General features: G+C 46.8%; 15 protein-coding genes. 1 reads left to right on the forward strand and 14 read right to left on the reverse strand.

Annotation, left to right across the window (positions count from 1 at the left end; genetic code table 11):
* Positions 1-183 precede the first annotated feature (183 nt).
* Positions 184-1,224: a SepM family pheromone-processing serine protease gene (locus QP794_RS31755; RefSeq protein ID WP_285080690.1), complete on the reverse strand. Its 1,041-nt coding sequence runs from the start codon at positions 1,222-1,224 to the stop codon at positions 184-186.
* A 203-nt stretch (positions 1,225-1,427) separates the two neighbouring features.
* Between QP794_RS31755 and QP794_RS31760 the strand changes: the two genes are divergently transcribed.
* Positions 1,428-2,744, forward strand: coding sequence for a nucleoside recognition domain-containing protein (locus tag QP794_RS31760; protein WP_285080691.1), 1,317 nt, complete (start codon positions 1,428-1,430; stop codon positions 2,742-2,744).
* Here the strand turns inward: QP794_RS31760 and coaD are convergent.
* The 13 genes from coaD to QP794_RS31825 all read right to left on the reverse strand — a co-directional run bounded on the left by coaD (position 2,722) and on the right by QP794_RS31825 (position 20,402).
* The gene (gene coaD / locus QP794_RS31765; RefSeq protein ID WP_094936495.1) at positions 2,722-3,228 is read right to left on the reverse strand and encodes a pantetheine-phosphate adenylyltransferase; all 507 of its coding nucleotides are present in this window, start codon (positions 3,226-3,228) and stop codon (positions 2,722-2,724) included. The genes QP794_RS31760 and coaD overlap by 23 nt on opposite strands.
* A gap of 1 nt (position 3,229) precedes the next feature.
* Positions 3,230-3,841 (reverse strand): 16S rRNA (guanine(966)-N(2))-methyltransferase RsmD, encoded by a 612-nt coding sequence (gene rsmD, locus QP794_RS31770; RefSeq protein WP_285080692.1) that lies wholly within the window; start codon positions 3,839-3,841, stop codon positions 3,230-3,232.
* 320 nt (positions 3,842-4,161) lie between these two features.
* Positions 4,162-4,467 carry a hypothetical protein gene (locus QP794_RS31775; protein WP_285080694.1) on the reverse strand — a complete coding sequence of 102 codons (306 nt, stop codon included), beginning with the start codon at positions 4,465-4,467 and terminating at the stop codon, positions 4,162-4,164.
* 100 nt (positions 4,468-4,567) lie between these two features.
* On the reverse strand, positions 4,568-4,873 hold the full coding sequence (locus QP794_RS31780) for a hypothetical protein (protein WP_053783757.1): 306 nt from the start codon (positions 4,871-4,873) through the stop codon (positions 4,568-4,570).
* Between the two features lie 140 nt (positions 4,874-5,013).
* Positions 5,014-8,061, reverse strand: a complete 3,048-nt coding sequence (lacZ, locus tag QP794_RS31785; RefSeq protein WP_285080695.1) for a beta-galactosidase, LacZ type — start codon at positions 8,059-8,061, stop codon at positions 5,014-5,016.
* 183 nt (positions 8,062-8,244) lie between these two features.
* The gene (locus QP794_RS31790) at positions 8,245-9,075 is read right to left on the reverse strand and encodes a carbohydrate ABC transporter permease (RefSeq protein ID WP_024630159.1); all 831 of its coding nucleotides are present in this window, start codon (positions 9,073-9,075) and stop codon (positions 8,245-8,247) included.
* Positions 9,068-9,955, reverse strand: a complete 888-nt coding sequence (locus QP794_RS31795; RefSeq protein WP_024630158.1) for a carbohydrate ABC transporter permease — start codon at positions 9,953-9,955, stop codon at positions 9,068-9,070. The genes QP794_RS31790 and QP794_RS31795 overlap by 8 nt, the downstream gene beginning before the upstream one ends.
* 147 nt (positions 9,956-10,102) lie before the next feature.
* On the reverse strand, positions 10,103-11,395 hold the full coding sequence (locus tag QP794_RS31800) for an ABC transporter substrate-binding protein (RefSeq protein ID WP_285080696.1): 1,293 nt from the start codon (positions 11,393-11,395) through the stop codon (positions 10,103-10,105).
* A gap of 362 nt (positions 11,396-11,757) precedes the next feature.
* Positions 11,758-13,527, reverse strand: coding sequence for a cache domain-containing sensor histidine kinase (locus QP794_RS31805; RefSeq protein ID WP_285080697.1), 1,770 nt, complete (start codon positions 13,525-13,527; stop codon positions 11,758-11,760).
* Between the two features lie 19 nt (positions 13,528-13,546).
* Positions 13,547-15,094: a response regulator transcription factor gene (locus QP794_RS31810; RefSeq protein ID WP_285080698.1), complete on the reverse strand. Its 1,548-nt coding sequence runs from the start codon at positions 15,092-15,094 to the stop codon at positions 13,547-13,549.
* Positions 15,095-15,376: 282 nt separating this feature from the next.
* Positions 15,377-18,460, reverse strand: coding sequence for a X2-like carbohydrate binding domain-containing protein (locus QP794_RS31815; RefSeq protein ID WP_285080699.1), 3,084 nt, complete (start codon positions 18,458-18,460; stop codon positions 15,377-15,379).
* Positions 18,461-18,848: 388 nt separating this feature from the next.
* Positions 18,849-19,724, reverse strand: a complete 876-nt coding sequence (locus tag QP794_RS31820) for an SMP-30/gluconolactonase/LRE family protein (RefSeq protein ID WP_285080700.1) — start codon at positions 19,722-19,724, stop codon at positions 18,849-18,851.
* 15 nt (positions 19,725-19,739) lie between these two features.
* Entirely contained in the window at positions 19,740-20,402 is a 663-nt protein-coding gene (locus QP794_RS31825; RefSeq protein WP_094936412.1) for an SGNH/GDSL hydrolase family protein, read from the reverse strand.
* Positions 20,403-20,434 lie beyond the last annotated feature (32 nt).

Below are 20,434 nucleotides of genomic sequence, written 5' to 3' on the forward strand. Positions count from 1 at the left end.
GAATTAATGCAATCCCCGTCTACTGATATGAGAGTGATCACACTCTGTTGATGATTTGTTATATGATATCCATTATTCAACCAAAAACCCCCTATTGCACACCGATTCGACATCGTTGCAATAGGGGGTTTCTACATTATTCAAGTATTCTTTCAGCCATCCAATTCACGAATAATGATCGTTTTATGATTTGACGGACAAGGTTTTCAGATAAGCCAGTGCGTCATCCACCGTGCTAACAGGGACAAGTTTCATTTTGGTACCAATCTGTTCAGCCTTGGCTTCAGCTTCCTTATAATTGTCCTTCGGCACAAAGAAAATTTCTGCTTCTTTCCGATCTGCGGCAACAATTTTGTGTACAACGCCACCAATTGCGCCAACCACACCTTCTTTGTTAATCGTGCCTGTGCCAGCAATTCGGTGACCTTTCGTCAAATCTCCAGGGGTCAACTGATTATAAATCTCCAGGGTGAACATCAGTCCGGCAGATGGGCCACCTACCTGAGTATCCGTGAAAGATATCTGTTTATCCGGATCTTCTGCCTTGACCTTCTGTACCGCACCGATCATGACACCCAATGCCGGGCGAGTTTCACCCGTTTTGCTGTCTTTCACTTCAATCAGTTGAACATCGCGGCTGATGGTTTCCCCACCTCGCTCCAATTGCATCTCAACCGTATCTCCGACCTTTTTGTTCTTCAACAGCTCAGAGAGCACCGTATTGTCCGGAGTTGCCGTTCCGTCTACACCCAAAATAATATCTCCGGGCTCAATATCTCCCTTAGGTTTTGGATCTTCAGACAGTCCAAATACAAAAATATGCTCAGGAACGATCGAGTATTTCACTCCCGCTTGCTCATAAGCTGCTTCCATTGCCGAGGATTGCGAATCACTCATGAACCAGACCTGTTCGGCAGAATATTCCGCTTCGCTTTTGCCGCGCAGTCGATCTTCTTTTTTATCCACTTGTGCATTTCGATTAAACAAAGAGGTTCCTAGCAAAAACACATTGGCATATGTTGCCGACACTGTCGTCATCATAAACACACCGCGTTCTTCCTTATCCCCCTCTTTCACGGTAACCATCGGTTTTACTTCATCGGCACTGCCTGGCATATAAATGATATATGGCGTTGGCATATATACCGCAACATAGACGACTAGAGCGACCACGATCACAAAGATCGAAGCTCTGAATCCGCCAGATTTCCGAATCCGATTCATTGCATGAGCCCCCGTTCTTTGCGTATCTTTCAATAATTATAAGTCTAACACTCTCATGCTTTTGCATACAATGGTACAGGCCGGATAGGCCGCTGTTTACAGTAGCCTATCCGGTCAAGGCCGAAGCGCCCACGGGCGTCATTCGGCCGTCCACAACCAATCCTGGCCGAGTGTATGCGGCACTATCCATATGAGGTGAAACAATGACAATGCAGAGCGAAATTGCGGGCTCTGGACCGTTAAGAACAGTACTTCTGAGTACCGGCGCTTTATTGCTGGTAGTTGCAGTAGTTGTATCTCCGAAAGATGCATTTGATGCCTCTATCCAAGGTTTGGATATTTGGTGGAAAATCATCTTTCCTGCCATGCTTCCATTCCTGATGTTATCCCAAATGCTGACTGCATTCGGCTTCACCCACGCGCTTGGCGTCTTGCTAGGCCCTTTGATGCAGCGCTGGTTCCGCCTGCCAGGTAAAGCCGGACTGGCTATTGCGGTCGGCATGTGTGGCGGCTTTCCAGCAGGAGCGGATACCGCATCCCGATTAGCGCAGGATCAACAAATTACCGCCAAACAGGCGGGTATTGTGGCAGCAGCAGCTCATTTCGCCAATCCACTGATGATTATACTTGTCATTGGTGCAGCTTTTCTCCACCAGCCTGCGGCCGGATATTTCCTTCTGATCGTTCACTGGGTTAGTGGCTGGATCGCTACCATGATCGGAGTACGTCTTCTGCCTGTGAAATCAAAAAATACCCGTATCGTCATTTCATCTGCTGATTTGGAAAGCAATAAGGTTGCTTCCGATCCAAAAAAACTCACATCTGCGAGCCACACTGCTTCACTCAAAAAGCGTAGTCTGTGGTCCCAGATGATGCTTGCAGCCCGTGACGCCCAGGAACGTGACGGGCGCGGGTTCGGCAAATTGCTTGGTGACACGGTCTCCCAAGCTGTGCAAACGTTAATGATGACCGGAGGATATATGATTGTGTTTGCCGTATTTGTTCGGCTGCTCACGCTCTATATCACCCCGGATACTTCCGTAACTTTTTGGCCCTCACTACTGGAGCTCCATCTCGGAACCTATCACTTGAGTCAGAGTCCACTGACACCCGTTCTCCTGATATCTTTGCTTGCAGCCGTTCTTGGCTGGGGAGGTCTGTGCTCCCTTTTGCAAGTCTCCGCCGTGCTGAAATCTGCGGGACTTGCAACAACGTCCATGTTGTATTTTGCCGGAGTCCGCCTGCTTCATGCGTTGGTTGCATTTTCAATCAGCTTGCTGCTGTGGCTGCCATTCAGCCGTTACAGCTCCGAGGTGTGGACCACTTTCCAGACCACTTCAGGCAACCGTTTGGCACCATTTCTGAACAAACAATCCCTGGTTGGCATGAACACCTCAGACATCATCGAGGCTGTCTGGAGCGGCTTTCCTGCTGCCGGTGTCGGTTTGGCATTACTGCTTACCGTCATGATCAGCCTGTCCGGGCTGACCTTCTGGTTCAACCGCCGTTTTTCTCGCTAATTTTTTGACGCAGCGCAGCTTCCACTTCAGGTGAGACCAGATCGGTGACATCTCCGTGGTAGTGGGCAATTTCCTTGACGATGCTGGAGCTCAGATAAGAATACTTTGGATTGGTCATCATAAAGATGGTTTCCGCATCCGGGTTCAGCTTGCTGTTGGTCGAAGCCAACTGCAGCTCATATTCAAAATCCGTCACCGAGCGAATGCCGCGGACAATGACCTGAGCATCTTTTTGCCGTACATAATTCGCCGTCAGATCACGGAAGCTGTCCACTTCCACATTCGGCAGATGACTCGTGACTTCCGTAATGAGACTCTTGCGTTCTTCCACCGTAAACAATGGATTTTTGCTCATATTATTCAATACAGCCACAACGACGCGATCAAACTGCTTCGACGCCCGGGCGATAATGTCCAGATGGCCCATGGTTACGGGATCAAAACTCCCTGGATATACGGCAATTCGTTCCTGACGATGTATCATTTCACTCATGAGGAGCCTCCTCTTCCGCTGGGCTAGGTTCTCCATCTTCTGTTGTTGCAGCAGGTGCATAATGATAGATGGATACAGCTGTCTCCCCATACAATGCCTTGCGCGTTTGTTCAAACGGGCCGAATTGCTCAGGGTAATTATATTTGGATTCATATTCAAGCACGATGGTCGCTTCCGGTTCAAGCAGATCCAGCTCGTGCATCGTAAGCATTAACTCGTCCCCATTTTTCATACGGTAGGGCGGATCCAGAAATACGAGATCAAATTGAGTGCTTCGCTTGGCGAGTGCCTTCAATGCACGACTGGCATCATTCCGGTATATAGCCGCCTGATCTTCCAACTTGGTTGCCTTCAGATTCGCACGTATCACTTCAATACTCTTCGATTCCAAGTCAACAAAAACAGCCTTGTCCATGCCGCGGCTCAGCGCCTCAATACCGAGACCACCACTGCCTGCAAACAGATCCAATGCTGTTCCACCCTCAAAATAAGGGCCAATCATACTAAACAACGCTTCCTTCACCTTGTCGGTGGTCGGCCGCGTTCCTGTGCCAGGAACAGCCTTCAGCGGTCTGCCTTTCGCACTCCCAGATACCACTCTCACTGATGAGTCACCTTTTCTCTCTATGTAAGTTTATTGATAAAGCTATCGTACCACAATCGGGTTCAGTTTGAAAAATAGTCCGTCTGCTTTCGCTCAAGAAAATTGTTGACCAAATTGTTGACGAAGATGTATAAAAAGGAAACTTCCAGGCCATCCTGTAATTATCGACATCACAAGTGTCGTAGACAACCGCGGAGAAGACTTACGTTTCCCCATAAGCTCTTCGTCCGGTTTCTCCTCTCCCATGAAAAAGAAGCTCTCGAAAGAGGGCTTCTTTTTGTTATCCCATATTATGTACTTGAACCAAAGCAAGTATTATATTAAGTCCCCTCATTGTTCATCTCTTTGCTCATCTCTATGTACTTCCGATTTGAACGGCGCAAGTTATTCATTGTAATCATAAGGAGAGCTATAGGCAAAAAGATATTCCATGACTGATTTTTAATCATCACGATTGCGAAAAACGCCATGGCTGCCCATACCAATATTTCAATTGCTTCATACTTGGTTAACGTGCGCTTGAATGCTTTTCTGGAAATGAGACGAATCAGGAAATAAGCGATTAAGCAATAAAACGCGCCCATTCCCAGTATGGCAATCAGGATCAACAACATCTCCAAGAACATGCCTCTCACCTCTCAACCATCTAATTTTCTTAATTTTACCATATCAGCGAAAGAGTGTCATCGGAATACTCGTGTCTAAACTCTCCACACCGCCCCCCATTTACTTCTCTTCACTTATCACGGTCGCGTTATAGATTACAATCCGCTTGCCATCCAGATCAAAAAGTACCTTGTTCCCATACTCTGTATCCTGTAAATCAATCTTACCTTCATACGTATGAATCAACTCTCCCGAGTCACTGTAAACTTTAACCACGCGTTCCAGACCGCCGGAGTTATTGGACCGCATCGTTTTCAGCGCACGTTCACCTGAAGCCGTGTTGAAATACCAGATGAAACATCCCACGATGATGCCCAATATGACCAGCAGCGTTACCCATACACCTGTCTTTGCTTTTCTACTCAAAATAAGCCCCTCCTTTACCCATGTTCAGTACTGTACGAGGTAGATGCGGTAGCGGTTTCAGAGACCATCCTCAGATCACAAAAAAGAGGCCCCCAACTTGCGGAGACCTCTGTCCTTTAGCTACATCTTATATATCCCTATTACAGCGCACGAATGACAAATTCAAATTGCAGCTCGCTGTCCGAGGCGATGCGGTATTCCGGATGAACCGGTGCACCCCAGCTATCGTCGCCCCCTACGCCCATTTGTTTGCCGGCTACCGTTACAACCGTATAATGCACCGGAGGCAGCTCATACGCATGTTGTGCATTCTCAAGCTCAAATGCCGTATATGGAGACACATTCAGCTCAACTGGAGCTGCAGAAGATTCAATTTTGAAGCCACGTCCAGCGTTGTCGGTCAATTTCGCCCAACGTACACCCGTGCGGTTGCCCGACTCCTGCGGTACAAGATATGGCGCAACGGTATCTGCTACCTTGCTGCTATGGATACCCAGTCGTGCGCCAAATGCACGGTCCGCATAGTTTTCTTCCGGTCCCAGCGCCAGCCACTCTACGTTTTCATAGTCCGGCGAAGTCTTGAAGGAAAGGGCGTGAATCGGAAGATCTGGCAAACCTGCCGTTCCTTTATACGTATTATGCACATGCACACTTCCATCTGCGCGTACCGTATACGCCACTTTTACTTGTACATCTGCCGAAATATTAAGCTTGTACGTGAATTCGATCCGATATTGACTCGGGTTTTGTTCTGCTTTCCAATTCACACATCTAGGTAACAGACTTGCAGCATACCAAGCTCCAAGCTCGAAGCCCATGGCAGTACCCTTATCATTATCGGTGGTCGCACGCCAGAACAACGGCACTGGAGGCTGAGCAATCGTCTCGCGGCCTGACAGCTTCAGAGATACCATTGTACCGAAAGCTTTGGAGAACAGGACATGGGTTTGCCCAACCCTTACACCGATATTAACGTCCCCTTCTACTACCTGAATTTCATTTGTCAGATTCAGATCCGACACCGCAGTTTCCGACTTGCCCTGAGTAAATATAAACTGTCCAAAGGCAACTTCTTCGCCTTTTTCCGCCCACAGCGTATCCGCTTTTAATACAAACGCGGTATTCACTGCATATTCCCCACCAGCAAGAGATTGCACATCAAGAGGAAGCTTCACAATAGTTTCGCTTTGTGGGCCTACGTTTACGTCCAGTATTCCGTACAGCACTTTGTGACCTTCATGCTCCAGACTGTATACCAGTTCGAATTCAGACGTTTCTGCAAACAAATTACCGTTAACGATTTTCACACCTTCCCGATCGGGGAACAGCTTGATGTTTTGGTACAGGAATTTCACTTCCTGCATCTTGGCAGACACTTTACGGTCTGCGTACACAATCCCGTCGCCACAGAACGAATAGTCCGAAGGACGATCGCCGAAATCTCCACCATAAGCTAGGAATTCCTTGCCGTAACGATCTTTTTTGTAGATAGCCTGATCGATGTAATCCCAAATGAAGCCGCCTTGGTACATCGGATATTTATCTTCCAGTTCCGTATACTTATGCATACCGCCAATGGAGTTACCCATGGCATGCATATACTCACAGCTGATATAAGGTTTCTCCGGATTAGCGTTAAGGAATTCCTCAATATCCGCCGGTTTGGCATACATGCGCGATTCCATGTCACTCGTCTCGTTAAAGCGACGGTCGTGGAAGACTCCTTCATAGTGAACGAGGCGGGTCGGATCTGCTGTTTTAAAGTATTGAGACACTTTATAAATAACTTCACCACCATGGGACTCGTTACCACAAGACCAGATGAGAATGGACGGATGATTTTTATCCCGCTCTACCATCGACACTGCACGATCCATAACGATGTCATGCCATTCCGGTTTATCACCAGGAATAACCCATGACGGCTCAACTGCACCAAGCTTCTGCCATGATCCGTGCGTCTCCAGGTTCATTTCATCGATTACATACAATCCGTATTCGTCACACAGTTCATACCACAGGCTTTGGTTTGGATAGTGAGATGTACGAACAGCGTTCATATTATTTTGTTTGATGGTACGAACATCCCATAACATGTCTTCTTTGGTTACAGCGCGTCCACGGCGCGGATTGAACTCATGACGGTTTACCCCTTTGAAAACAATACGTTTACCATTGATGTGCATCACTTTATCAATCATTTCAAATGTCCGGAAACCAACGGACTGAGGCACAACCTCCACCAACTCACCAGCTGCATCATATACACGAATGTACAATCGATATAAATAAGGAAGTTCCGCGCTCCACAGATTTACTTTGCCAATCTCCTCACGAAGACTCGCTAGACCATTGGTAACTTCAATACCACCAAACGTTTTCACCGTGTTGCCTTCAGCATCCCGTAGTTCAGCCTCCACTTTTGCCCCCGCAGCGGCTTTACCTTCAAGCTTAAGATCAACGTTTAGTGTACCATTGGTATAAGACTTGTCCAGATCCGTTACAACCCGCACATCTCGAATATGCGCAGCCGGTACAGTATACAGATACACATCTCTGAAAATGCCGGAGAACCGCCAGAAGTCCTGATCTTCCAGCCAGCTGCCTGTGCTGCGTTGATACACTTCCACAGCCAGTTTATTCTCTCCGTCCTGAAGGAAGGGGGTCAGATCAAAATCGGATGTTGTGAAGCTGTCTTCCCCATACCCGACAAATTGTCCGTTGAGCCATACATAGAATGCAGATTCCACACCCTGAAACGAAATATATACCGGACTGTTCTGCCAGTCTGTAGGTAAATGGAATGTGCGAATATAACTGCCTACCGGATTTTGGTCCTGAGGTAATGCAGGTGGACGCAGATCGTTTAACCCATCCCAAGGGTATTGCGTATTTACATATTGGATCTGACCGTACCCTTGGAGCTGAATATGCCCCGGCACTTCAATATCATCCCAACCGTCACTGGAGAAGTCCTGCTTGTAAAAAGCTTCGGGACGGCAATCCGGACGGATGGCGTAATTAAATTTCCATGTTCCGTTAAGGTCGTAGCGCATAGCCATTGCACCGGATGCTTTCGCTTCTTCCATCGTGCGGTAATAACGATGATCCGAGTAAGCGTTGAGGCGGTTTACTTCAAATACACTCACATCGCCCAGCCAGTTGATATCTGCTTGTGTTTCTTTCATTCGGCTCCCTCTCCTCTTGAAACAAATATATTTATTACTTATTCAGTGCAAATCCTTATTTTCCTTTTACGAAACAAACAGAAACAAACAGAAAGACAGAGGCACGCCATTTCAGGCGTCCTCTCCTCTCTTTTCTGCATTGACGTCCGTTCAGACGCTTTTAAAAAGATGCATTACTTGAAATTACTTGACGGAACCAACCATACCCGCGACAAAGTGTTTTTGCATAATGAAGAATACAAGCGCTGTCGGTAATGTCGCGATGACGATGGCGGTCATGATAACACCATAATCCGGTGAATAACTGGAACCGAGGTTCGAGATTAACAGCGGAATCGTCTGTTGGTCTGGCGTTTGCAGCACCACGAGAGGCCACAGGTAGTTATTCCAGCTGCTCATGAATGTGATTATCGCAGCGGCTGCATATGTTGTTTTCATCGTTGGCATGTAGATCTTCAGGAAGATACCAATTTCGCTCAAACCATCAATCCGGCCTGCTTCCAGCATCTCTTTCGGGAACATTTTGGTGTTCTGACGGAAGAAGAAGATCAGGAACGCTGTTGTGATGGTTGGCAGAATAACGGCGGCCATCGTATTGATTCCAATAAACGGTGCAAAACCGGAAATCGTAGCAAACATTCGGTATAAAGGAACCATTAGCGCTGCGAACGGAATCATCATGGACAGCAACAGAATGTTAAATACGATATCCCGTGATTTCGTCCGGTACACTTCGAATCCATAACCGGCAAGAGAACCGATCAACAGTGCCAGGAGTGTGGAAATGACTGAAACGATCGCCGAATTCCCCAGAGCCTGTACCAGGTTCGTCTGCTCCAGCAATTTGTTGAAGTTATCCAGGAAAAATGAGCCGGGAAGCAGTCTGCCTTTGGTGACATCTACAGAAGCGTTTGTCGAACTGACGAGCATCCAGAAGAACGGGAAGATGGACACAAATGCAACGATGGACAAGAAGACATACGTGAATATACGTTTCGCTTTTGCTTTAGCCATTTCTCTCACCTGCCACTTTGAACTGGATAATGGACAATACGATAATCATCAGCACGATGGAATACGAAACGGTTGCCGCATATCCGAAGTCCGGTGAATATTTGAACGAAAGGTTATAGATGTACTGAGAGATGGACATCGTCGCATTACCCGGGCCACCTTTGGTGATGTTCATAATTTCATCGAAAATTTGCAATGTACCAATCGTCGATGTAATGGAGGTGAACAGGATAATCGGTTTGAGCAATGGAACGGTAATTTTGAAAAATTGCGTGAAAGCATTCGCGCCATCAATCCGTGCAGCTTCATAGATCGACTGATCAATGTTCTGAAGGGATGACAGATAGAAAATCATGTTATATCCGGTCCAACGCCAAGTAACGGCGATTATTATCGTAATTTTAGCCCAGAACGGGTCAGTGATCCATTGAATCGGTTCAGCAATCACGTGCAGATTCATCAGGAATTGGTTCACCATTCCGTCAGAAGAGAACAGATATTTAAATACAACCGAGTAAGCAACCAGCGAGGTTACACACGGCAGAAAGATGGCAGTACGGAAAAAGCTGCGGAAGCGCAACGTACTGTCATTCAACAAAACGGAAATAAACAAGCCGAGAATAATCATGACAGGCACTTGAATGATCAAGTACAGAAATGTGTTGGATACGGCAGTGCGGAACGTGGTGTCACTAAATAATCGTTTATAATTATCAAGGCCCGTAAATTCAAGATTGGCTCCTACACCAGACTTGAACGATAAGAGCAGCGCTTGCAGCATCGGATAGAAGTAAAATGCAACGATCCCGATCACAGCGAGCGAAATAAAAGCCCATCCAGTCAAATTATTTTTCTTTTGGAGACTGTCTCCTGTATTCATGGCTTTCACAGTATGGCTCCTCTCTCTCCGTGTAACATAGATAGAACCCAGGGAGCCTTCCACCATGTCCGGGTCGGCTATTGCTTGCGCCAGACAGTGGAACGGCTCCGATGCTTCCTTGGGTTCTATAAGTTACCGTGGATCATCTTAGTGTAATTGTGTTTCAGCTTGTTTCTGTGCATCAGTCAGCACGTCATCAATCGCTTTGCCGTTCAGGAAGTTCTGCATTTCAACAACCAGAATGTCCTCGATGGCATATGTGTTGATACCGTAGTTTACGCTAGGAATTTCTTGTGTCCATTTTGCAAAATCAGCAAATACTTTTTGTCCGCCGAAGAACTCATCGGCTTTATCAAATGCTTCGCCTTCTGCTGCCGGTTTGTACGTACCGATCGCACCAATGTTGTTCAGCAAATCTTGATACAATTGTTTGTCAGAACCGAATGTTTTACCCATGAAATCAGCAGCTTGGTCTGCACCAGCAACATTGTTCATGACGTACCATGAGCTACCACCCAAGTTGGAAGCATGTACAGAATTCGATTGTCCAGCCATTTTAGGAAGCGGTGCTACCGCCCATTTGCCGGATTGGGATGCTTCTTGACGAACAGATGGTGTAATCCAGTTTCCTGTAGGAATCGTAGCTACATCACCGTTGTTGAATGCTGCCACGAATTGGCTCCAGTCAGAGTTCAGCTTAACGATGTTTGCATCCATCAGTGCTTTGTAGGTTACAAAAGCTTCTTTCAGCGCTGCATTGCCAGCCAGATCAGGTGTTTTTCCATCTTCCTTGGAATACCATGAGCCTGCGGATTGGATCATCATGCGGATCAGACCCAAATCGTTGGGATCAAGTGTGATCAGGTCCTTACCTGTTTTGGCTTTTACATCTTTACCGATTTTGATGTAATCATCCCATGTGATGTCCTGAAGGTCAGCTGCTTTGTAGCCTGCTTGCTCCAGCAGATCAGTTCTGTAGTAGAGACCTGTTACACCGGAGTCAAACGGAACACCGTACTGTTTACCATCAAAAGCCGTAGGTCCCAGTTTGTACTCTGCGAAATCGGAAGCTTTGATTGTAGAGGACATATCTTTAAACGCATCAGGATATGCACTCAAAAAGCTTTGTGACCGATAGTCCTCAATTAGAACGATGTTAGGAAGACCACTGCTTGTTCCAGAATTCAGGCCGGTGTTGAGCTTCTGAATAATAGCATCTTGAGCATACTCAACGATATTAATTTTCAGATCAGGATTTTCCTTCTGATATGCTTCTTTTGCTGCTTCCATTGCAGCTACGTTAAATGCCTTGTCCCAAGCCCAAATCGTAATTTCATTGGCGGTTTTTTCACCTTCACTTGCCGTATTTCCTCCTCCACCGGAAGAACATGCAGACAATAACAGAACAGTTACGAGCATCAATACCCACATTTTTTTCAAACCATTCAACTCCCCTTAACCTCTTTGTTTGTAAATTGTTTACGTTTTCTGAAAGCGTTTGCTTTCGATATAATCATCTTATCATTCCCAAATCTTCATTCGTTAGTAATAATTTTGTGTGGATTTGTCATCTTATTGCCACAATGAAAACCTTTACAGAAACCGCTTGCATTAAATTTGTTTTTTTGTAATTTCTTTTGATTTTGTACTTTTTGATCTGAATATTTTACAAGTCAGGCTTCATTCTCTGGCTTTGCCCACCAAAAAGACCCTCCCGTGTTGTCATTGACAAAACAGGAAGGCCTCCTATTGAAGCTACTTTCACTTAAATAACATCCTTGCTTTCACTTAAGCCCTATTGTTTAGCTCGTAATCAACGGGAGTGTAACGGTAACCCTTGTCCCCTCTCCCGGTTTGCTCATTATCGTTACACCATAAGGTGCCCCGTACAACAGCTCTATGCGGTCATGTACATTCCGTATACCGATACCGCTGAACAACTGCCGATTATTCTTCGGATTGGGCAGCGACTCACCCATGGAGAATCCTTCGATCCCGTCGCCGTTATCCATAATCTCGCATATCAATGACTCTCCGGCTCTGGAGACCATCACATGAATGGTGCCTGTTTCCTTGGAAATGAATCCATGGAAGAAGGCATTCTCAATAAAGGGCTGAATCACCAGCTTGGGCACATGATAATGCGTACAATCCGGAGCTACGTAAAAGGCCGCTTTAATGCGTCCGCCGTATCGGACGTGATTAATGAATACATAGTTTTTCAGATTTTCGACTTCTTGCTCCACCGTTATTGTCTCACTCACGTTACTAATCGTATTCTGCAATAAAGAGATTAGCGCATTAATGGTTTCGGCAGCCCTGTCCTTGTTCCCCTGCTGCACTAGAACTTTAACGGAAGCCAGAGTGTTGTATAAAAAATGAGGATTAATCTGGCTTTGCAGCGCCGCTAGCTCAGCGTTTCGCTGCTCTCGCTGTGTAAGTACCAGTTGATCCACATAGTCATGCAGCTCATCCAGCATGTAGTTATAGGCATGACCAAGCTGTCGGCTCTCATAACTTCCGCTGACCGGAATATAGTTGTCCAGATCACTTTTAGTAATATTGGACATTTGCTTCACGAGTCTGCGCAGTGATTTGGTGATTTGATTCGTAATTAGAAATACCAGTATGAGGGCAGCAGCCACAATGCCAGCGCAAATCAGAGCAACCGTCTTCATATCAATCAGCTGCCCCATTGCGAGATCCTTGTCGACGACGTTTATGATATAAAAACGGTAAAATGGCAAGTACTCGGACAATACTACACTGTCCTGATCCATGACTCGTGCATTTAACCCTTTTGCAGTTTCGTTATTATTCATTTCTCTGGCATAGGTCAGCAATTCAAGTTGAGTGGTACCGATCCACTCTTCCCGATTGGACGATACAATCTCACCTGCATCATTCAGGATAACCACATCGTTGCCTCGGCTCGTGAAACTGCTATAGAACTGACGAAATGCGTTCTCTCTCATAGTCACATACAATGTACCGTAGAGTCGATTTTCGGCACGATCCGTCAATGCTTTGGTCGCTGAAATCATCTGCCCGGCAGTCTCATCATTCGTCTGATAGTCGTCAAAAATGATCCGATTCGGACTTGCCGCTGCTTCCAGCGTTATCGGCTGTTCTTTCAATTCATCCGCTGATAAACGAAGATGAGACCGATCGGTGGAATACGTACGCCCATTAATACCGCTAATCGTAATACCGACTTCATAGGACTCTGTGATCGACTGAATCCGGTCCATCGTTTCCCTCATATTATAATAGGATTTTGCCATCGTGAGGGAGTCACCCTCCCCCTCAGACAAATAACCACGGATCGCCCCGCTTTGTCTAACATTATTGGATACAGCAGCGATCGCATCGTTAAAGGATTCAAAGTTCGTTTTGATCTGACTAAGTACCTTGGAGTTCGTAATACTGAACGTCTCGGTAAACAGCTTGGTCGACATATGAATCGATGTCCATAGAATGAGTACGGAAACAAGAATGATGCTGACCACCATAACAAGGAACAGTTTCGGAAAAAGCCCCAGGCGGGAAAATGCGTTCATCCATTTCTTCATTTATTTCTTCCTTCTGACGTTATGCCCAGAATTTTCGCCGGTATCGGCTGGGTGACAGTCCGGTAAATTTTTTGAACACCTTGCAAAAGTAGCTGTGGTCAGAATACCCTACCATACTGCTAATTTCGGAAATGGTGACATCATCCGACCGGAGAAGTTCCTCTGCCTTTTCGATTCGAATTTTGTTCAAATATTCGTTAAAGCCTTCTTTTTTGTGTGAAGAGAAATAACTGGACAGGTACGAGGGATTAAAATGAAAATGCTTTGCTACTTCGGCAAGTCCGAGCGGCTGATCAAAGTGCTCATGCATATATTCCAGCAGCATTTTCATATTTGGATCACTTCGTCGTCCGCCCTCTCCACTAGTACATTCCTGTACCTCAGTCATGAATTGATCCAGCACAGTCATGGCTTCCCTGAGGCTGGAAGCTCCATCCACATGTTTGAAATAGGCATATTTACCCTCTTCCAGCGCAGCAGACTGAACATCCATATCTGCCAGGGTGATGGACACGTTAAAGATTAGGTTGCCCAAGAAGGACTTGATTTCGAACACATCTGCGATATAATCCCTTCCCAACGTAAGGGCATGCTCCTGCAAATATTCTCTTGCCGCCTCTGTTCGATTTCGCTTCACATGCTGCAAAAACATGTTCACGTTGAACTGGTACCCGGCAGGGTGAAGAGGCGGAAGTTCGCCATATACCAGAATAGAGCGATCCTCATAATAAAAGCGATACTCCATTAGTTTGATCAGACGCGTTCGATACACGTCTCCCATCTCTTCAAATGAAGAAAAGCTGTCGCTCAGCACCCAGCAAGATCCGTCCTGGGCTTCCTTGTTCTTGCTCGCCAACTCCTTAATCTGCTGCACCATCCATTCATCCTTTGAAGGGTCTACATTAAGAAGCACCACCGGTGACATGCCTTCGGCCGGAACGATTGCACACTCTACGTCAGGGAGCAAATCCCGTAACCTGTTCTCCAACTGCTCGTTATCCAGCCTGTGCACATGTACCTGTGTATCCTGCGGCTTATATACGAGTAAACGAAAGCATCGGTGAGGAAACGTCTCGCTAATGATATCCATCTCGTTACTCTCATCCAATGTAAAACCGGACAGCATCTTTTCCATCAGTTGCCCGAGCCTCCACCCATCATGTGAAGGCTCAAATTGCAATTCCGGAATTTTGCCAGCGGTACGTTGAAGCACTTGTAATAATTCATTGGTATCCAGTTTCGGTTTCAATATATAGTCTGCTGCACCATTCTGGAGCGTTGAACGTACATATTCGAACTCACTGAAGCTGCTAAGTACAATAACCTCAATCTGCGGATGGCTGGCTTTTAACGTCCGGACAAAGGTTTCCCCATCCATCACAGGCATTACGATGTCCGTAATGACAATATCTGGCTGTAACGACTGTACCTGCTCAAGTCCTTCTTCTCCATTGGAAGCTTCTCCTACAATCTGAAAACCTTCAGCTTCCCAGTTCATATGGTGCTTAATGCCTTGCCTTACAAGAAACTCATCGTCAACAATCAGCACCTTGCACAACCGGTTCATGACCCTTGACCCCCTCGTCTAATCTTTCTTCTATGTCTACAGGTTATACCATCATATATCGGATAGAACAGCCTTCCCGTGTTAGCGGTTACATTTATCTTAAAGTTTTGTACTTCTTTTTATATCTCAAAACGAACGTTTTATCAATGGAAACTCTCTTTAGTGTACACTATATTTCGACAAAATAAGAAGCCTTGGTCCGCCGTGAATCTTTTTTGGCTAACCAAGACTTCTTATCCATGTACGTTTAGATTAACTCAAACTTTCATTTCAAGTTTAAGTCTAAGGTTCGATTCCCCATTGAAGACTTCCCGCAATATATCCAGTTACTTTTGACCAATCAGTATAAGCGGTTTGAGCCGGTGCAAAGGAATAATCATCCGTCTGAGTGTAGTTGCTCCAGTCGCTTTTGGAGAAGCGGGCTTGAATTTCAGTGCTTTGCCCCGCTGCCAGTGAACCGGCAGCATCCTTGAAGCCAATCTCCAGCATGTAATCCGCTCCGGTCACCGGGGTCGACAACGCACTAAATGTACCCGTAATATTGTTGTTTCCAGCCGTTGCCCAATCACAGAAGAAGCTTTGGGTCTGAGCGCCGTTAATCGTATAGTAGTAACGAATTTTGACATCGGAAAGATTGATCGCCGTCGTGCCTGTGTTCGTTAACTTGATCTTGGGATTAACGGAGTTACTCGTTGCTGAAGTCGTTCCATTAAACATCTCAATTCGAATGGCGCCTGCGGGTACAGCCGTCGTGTCCTTGATAGTCAGATTCAGAATCGCATCATTGCCTGCACTGAAATGGAAGGTTAACGCTGCGCTTCCCTTGGGCAACGAAGCCAGATAGGTTTTGCTCAGCACTACCTGATTGCCCGACAATGTGTAATCCGTACCTGCAACCAGCGTTGAACTGCCGTTACGGATCGTACTAAGTGTGTTTCCGTTCAGTGTCAGCGTTACAGGAATATCGGCCTGGTTGCCTGGATTCTTATCAAATTCAGCATTTACTGGTGTGATGGTCGAGCTGGTTACCGGAGACCCGCCTCCACCTTCTCCACCGCCATTGTTCCCGCCAATACGGTCAGCATATAAAATGCCCCGTCCATTCGTACCCAAATACACTCTTCCATACAGACGTGGATCACCTGTAATTGTGGTTACACGAGCATATTGATGCTGATTATCGTTAATCCGTACCCAATTCGCCCCGCCATCATCGGAACGGAAAAATCCACGTGTTCCGTCGATCTTTGCAATCGTGTACAACGCGACCACGTTCTGTCCAGGCGCCGCTTTACCAAAACCGATGCTGTCCGCTTCCTCCACATTTGCAAGCTTAGTAAATGTCGCTCCTGAATCGGTGGAATGCCACAGACCATATGGCCCTCCCTCTTCACTGCCACCTGCAAACCAGAGCTCACCTTCTGTACCTGGAACAGCGTCCAGATCTGCATTTCCTTCAACCGGAAGCCCGGTAGCCGCAGAAGCGGTGAAGGAGGCACCACCATTGGTGCTCACATAGACTTTACCGGCAGCAAATCCATAGAATTTGTTCGGGTTCACCCGGTCGGAGATCACTTTGGCCTGTGCGGGTATACCTGAACTCGCGGTCCATGAGTTTCCGCCAGTGGAATAATGCACACCCTTGTCTGATGTGCTCCATACAAGTCGGTTACCATTTGCAGAGATAGCTACGGTTCCTCCTCCGGTTGTTCCGGCAGGCTCTGCGTTTGCTTTATACCACGTCGTCCCACCGTCGCTGGATAAACCAATAGATTTTGCATTCGGATCAGCCGTGTAGTCTGCTTTCCCTACGCGAACCATAGTACTTGGACTTAACTCTGCAAAATCCAGACTTTCCGTAGAAGAGTAGTTGGGGCTGGTAAACATCGTAGCTGGTGCCTGATCCAGATCGTTATGACGGAATCCCGAGACATCCCCTACTCCACTTAACAAGTGTGCTCCGCTTGGCGGGCTGATCAGATCCAGAACCGCGATCTCCTCGACCCCTTTGGCCATCACTGAAATATTGATTTTATTGCCGTCATCCCAGTCTGTCAGATTTTTGGTGCCGTAGATGGTCGCGCCTGTTCCATACATCATACGGTCAGAATCAAATGGATCAATCTCCAGATCACCAATCATCCAGCCCAGCTTTGGTGAAACTTCAGGGGGTGCAGGATTTGTCCCAAAGGTCAACCAAGGCGCAGCTGATATATCCTGTGTATAGCGCATTTTGCGGTTTGGATATGCTTCAAATTCCCAAATACGGGTCCAAGTAGCTCCACCGTCCGTACTGCGGAACAGATTCGCATCAGGCCACCAGGAGTTAAGAGTTGCTACCATGAGTGTACCAGGATGCTGTGCATCTACTGCCAGTCCACCGTATCCATAATAATTATCCGTGCTGCTGCTTGGCACCGGGCTAATATTGGTCCATACCCCTGTAGACGTATTTAATTTCCACAGGTCTCCCTTTTCCCCATCATAAGGGCCTGCACCATCACTGTAAGAGATATAGAGATTGCCATTGGCATCCATTTCCCCGTGATGAGGCAGATAGCCTGTAGGCTGTCCAGCGACAGCAGTCCACGTTGCGCCTCCATTCGTACTGCGGTATATACTTTGATTTTTGTCGGCTACCCCCACATAGATGGTCTGTGTTGCCTGTCCAGCAGAACCTGTAGATTTGTCAAAAGTAATCCAAGATAGGCCTACAATGTCACTGGTATACTCATAAGACGGGTCCTCCACATACGTTCCCGGATTCGGGAAGCTCGTTACTTTGCTCCAGGTTACGCCGTAATCCGTACTTTTCCACAGTCCATTACCACTGCGGGCACCAAAATACAAAATGCTATTTTTATTCGGATCAATAGTCAGACGTTCCCCCATGGAACGTCCCGGCATGTTACCGCCGACTTTGAACGGAAGAGTGGTTGTCTGCCAAGTATCACCGCGGTCCGTAGAACGCAGGATGGAGCCGTTGTTTTTGTCCCATGAGTTCGTGTACGTGCCAACAGCCATATAGACTCGATTCGGATCAACCGGGTCTGTTGCCAGCGCATCGACACCGTTTTTGTTCCAGTCATCCCAGCCGACAAAATCGGTGAGCGGAATCCAGCTCTCATTCACAGGGTTCCAGCGATAGGCTCCACCGATATCCGTCCGGGCATAGATCAGATCTTTCTCTGACTCATTAAAAATAATACCCGGCACAAAACCTCCGCCAGCCCCAGTCACGACATTCTTCCACTGGTATGAATCACTTGGTGCCGCATCTGTTGTTCCAACGAGTACGCCTAGCGAAACGGCTGCTACGGCAATTGCCAAGCTCATCACCCGCAGCTTCTCCAAAAACGTTTTCATAGTAACTTAGCCTCCTCTTCAATATGTTCATCGCATCCGGTCAACTCCCGCTGTGTCATCCTGTTGATGAGTGCAGTGTCAGACATTTAATGCATTAGGTCAGGCAACCAGCCCCACCTCCTCTCCAATTTATAAAACGCTTTCATAAATCGATTTCGATAACCATTCACTGGATTATACTGTCAATAGATAACATTCGATGACCATTAAAAAACCCCTTCTGCTCTAATTCTGATTTTTGTAATTTTTTTCAGTATATCGCTTTCACAAACACAAAGAAGGCTGCTGCTTGATCCAGCACCCTTCTCCATTGACATACTATTGTATAAAAGAAAAACACAATCCCGCTAACACGTTCGTTCCTTCATTTATTTGCTATCCGACTGTATTAACTGCCAAACGCGTAGGTTTTCTGCCCTTTCACACCCGGTCTGACTACAAATAGAGATCCTGCATTCGGCGTCTCTAGCAGCCGCTCTTCACCAATACCAATCCGGGCAGTCGTTATATACAAATCCTCCAAATCCGGCCCTCCGAAACAACAGGATGTCACCTGATCCGCAGGTATCTCAATCTGTTGCAGCAGCTCTGCCGTATGCGGATTCCAGCGTGTAACTCTTCCTCCGCCCCAATGGGCAATCCACAGCATTCCCTCACCATCTACAGTCATTCCATCCGGAAAGCCAAATTCCTCCGGGATAGCAATAGCACTTGTCCGGTTCGTAAGTTCTCCAGCAGCCAGATCAAAATCAAATCGATCAACAGAACGTGTCGGCGTATCAATGTAATACATCGTTTGCTGATCCGGACTCCAGCCCAATCCATTGGACGTGGACACATCCCTGAACATCGTTCGAACAGGCTTTCCTTCCTCCAGACAATAAAATGCCCCCGTCTTGCTTTCGTTCTTCATGCTCATCGTTCCTGCCCAGAAGCGGCCAAGCGAGTCACATTTCCCGTCATTGAAACGGTTGTTGTCCTTGCCTGTTTCAGGATCCTCAATCGGCTGCAGCTCTCCCGTGAGCAGGTTATAGGCGTGGAAGCCACTGCGCAAAGCAACGACAACCTCATCACCATGGTATGGGACAACCGCACCTACATGCTCGCCTACATCATAGACCTGATCTTCACCTGTAGAAGGATCATATACGTGTACCTTATACCCTTCAATATCCACCCATAATAACCGATTGTGTTCTGCATCCCAGCTTGGACCTTCGCCCAGCAACGCCGGGGTATGTACTGCAATGTTCAAGTTGCTCATGCCATCACATCCTTTTTATGATTTGACGCCGCCTGACCATTCGAAATCAATGGCATCCAGGAATGCTTTGGAAAGAACCATATGGCCTGTTGCATCGGGATGAACCCGATCATAAGTCAGCACGGACGTATAGAAATGATCCCAGAACGGTGTAAATGCAGCCTGTGTATCCACGAAAATGGCATCATATTCAGCGGCTACTCTGCGAACAGCTTCCCCGTATACGTCCATCGTAGCCCGCATCGGATCTTCCGGGTTGGCTTCCAAATAATAAGGAGACATCAAAACAAGTCCTTTCAACCCCGGACGAACAGAAGCAACCAGCTCACGCAGTGTAGATTCATACTCCTCCAGGAAAACATGCGAATCTGTAGATAGTGGATTATCAAATTGACGCCATACATCATTAATCCCGATCATGATGGTTAGCCAGTCCGGTTTGAGATCAAGCACATCACGATCCCAGCGCTGCTTCAAATCACGGATCGTATTCCCACTATTACCCACATTTTGAATTCGCAACATCAACTCCGGGTAGATGGAACGCAGCAGGGCATACACTTGTGCCACATAGCCATGCCCCAATCCAGAACTGCCCTCACCTACAGGATGTTCACGGCCACAATCTGTGATCGAATCTCCGATAAAAAGCAGCTTATCATTCTTTTGCAATTTCATTGTCGTTTTCTCCTTCGCTCTCATAAGCGTTA

This window comes from Paenibacillus sp. UMB7766-LJ446, assembly GCF_030226665.1.
GTDB classification, from domain to species: Bacteria; Bacillota; Bacilli; order Paenibacillales; family Paenibacillaceae; genus Paenibacillus; species Paenibacillus vandeheii.

Bases quoted from the DNA above. Each gene is read 5' to 3' on its own strand.
- QP794_RS31825 (WP_094936412.1), bottom strand. From the start codon at position 20,402: ATGAAATTGCAAAAGAATGATAAGCTGCTTTTTATCGGAGATTCGATC.
- QP794_RS31755 (WP_285080690.1), bottom strand. From the start codon at position 1,224: ATGAATCGGATTCGGAAATCTGGCGGATTCAGAGCTTCGATCTTTGTG.
- QP794_RS31760 (WP_285080691.1), top strand. From the start codon at position 1,428: ATGACAATGCAGAGCGAAATTGCGGGCTCTGGACCGTTAAGAACAGTA.
- QP794_RS31795 (WP_024630158.1), bottom strand. From the start codon at position 9,955: ATGAATACAGGAGACAGTCTCCAAAAGAAAAATAATTTGACTGGATGG.
- QP794_RS31805 (WP_285080697.1), bottom strand. From the start codon at position 13,527: ATGAAGAAATGGATGAACGCATTTTCCCGCCTGGGGCTTTTTCCGAAA.
- QP794_RS31815 (WP_285080699.1), bottom strand. From the start codon at position 18,460: ATGAAAACGTTTTTGGAGAAGCTGCGGGTGATGAGCTTGGCAATTGCC.
- QP794_RS31820 (WP_285080700.1), bottom strand. From the start codon at position 19,724: ATGAGCAACTTGAACATTGCAGTACATACCCCGGCGTTGCTGGGCGAA.
- QP794_RS31810 (WP_285080698.1), bottom strand. From the start codon at position 15,094: ATGAACCGGTTGTGCAAGGTGCTGATTGTTGACGATGAGTTTCTTGTA.
- coaD (WP_094936495.1), bottom strand. From the start codon at position 3,228: ATGATACATCGTCAGGAACGAATTGCCGTATATCCAGGGAGTTTTGAT.
- lacZ (WP_285080695.1), bottom strand. From the start codon at position 8,061: ATGAAAGAAACACAAGCAGATATCAACTGGCTGGGCGATGTGAGTGTA.
- QP794_RS31790 (WP_024630159.1), bottom strand. From the start codon at position 9,075: ATGGCTAAAGCAAAAGCGAAACGTATATTCACGTATGTCTTCTTGTCC.
- QP794_RS31775 (WP_285080694.1), bottom strand. From the start codon at position 4,467: ATGTTCTTGGAGATGTTGTTGATCCTGATTGCCATACTGGGAATGGGC.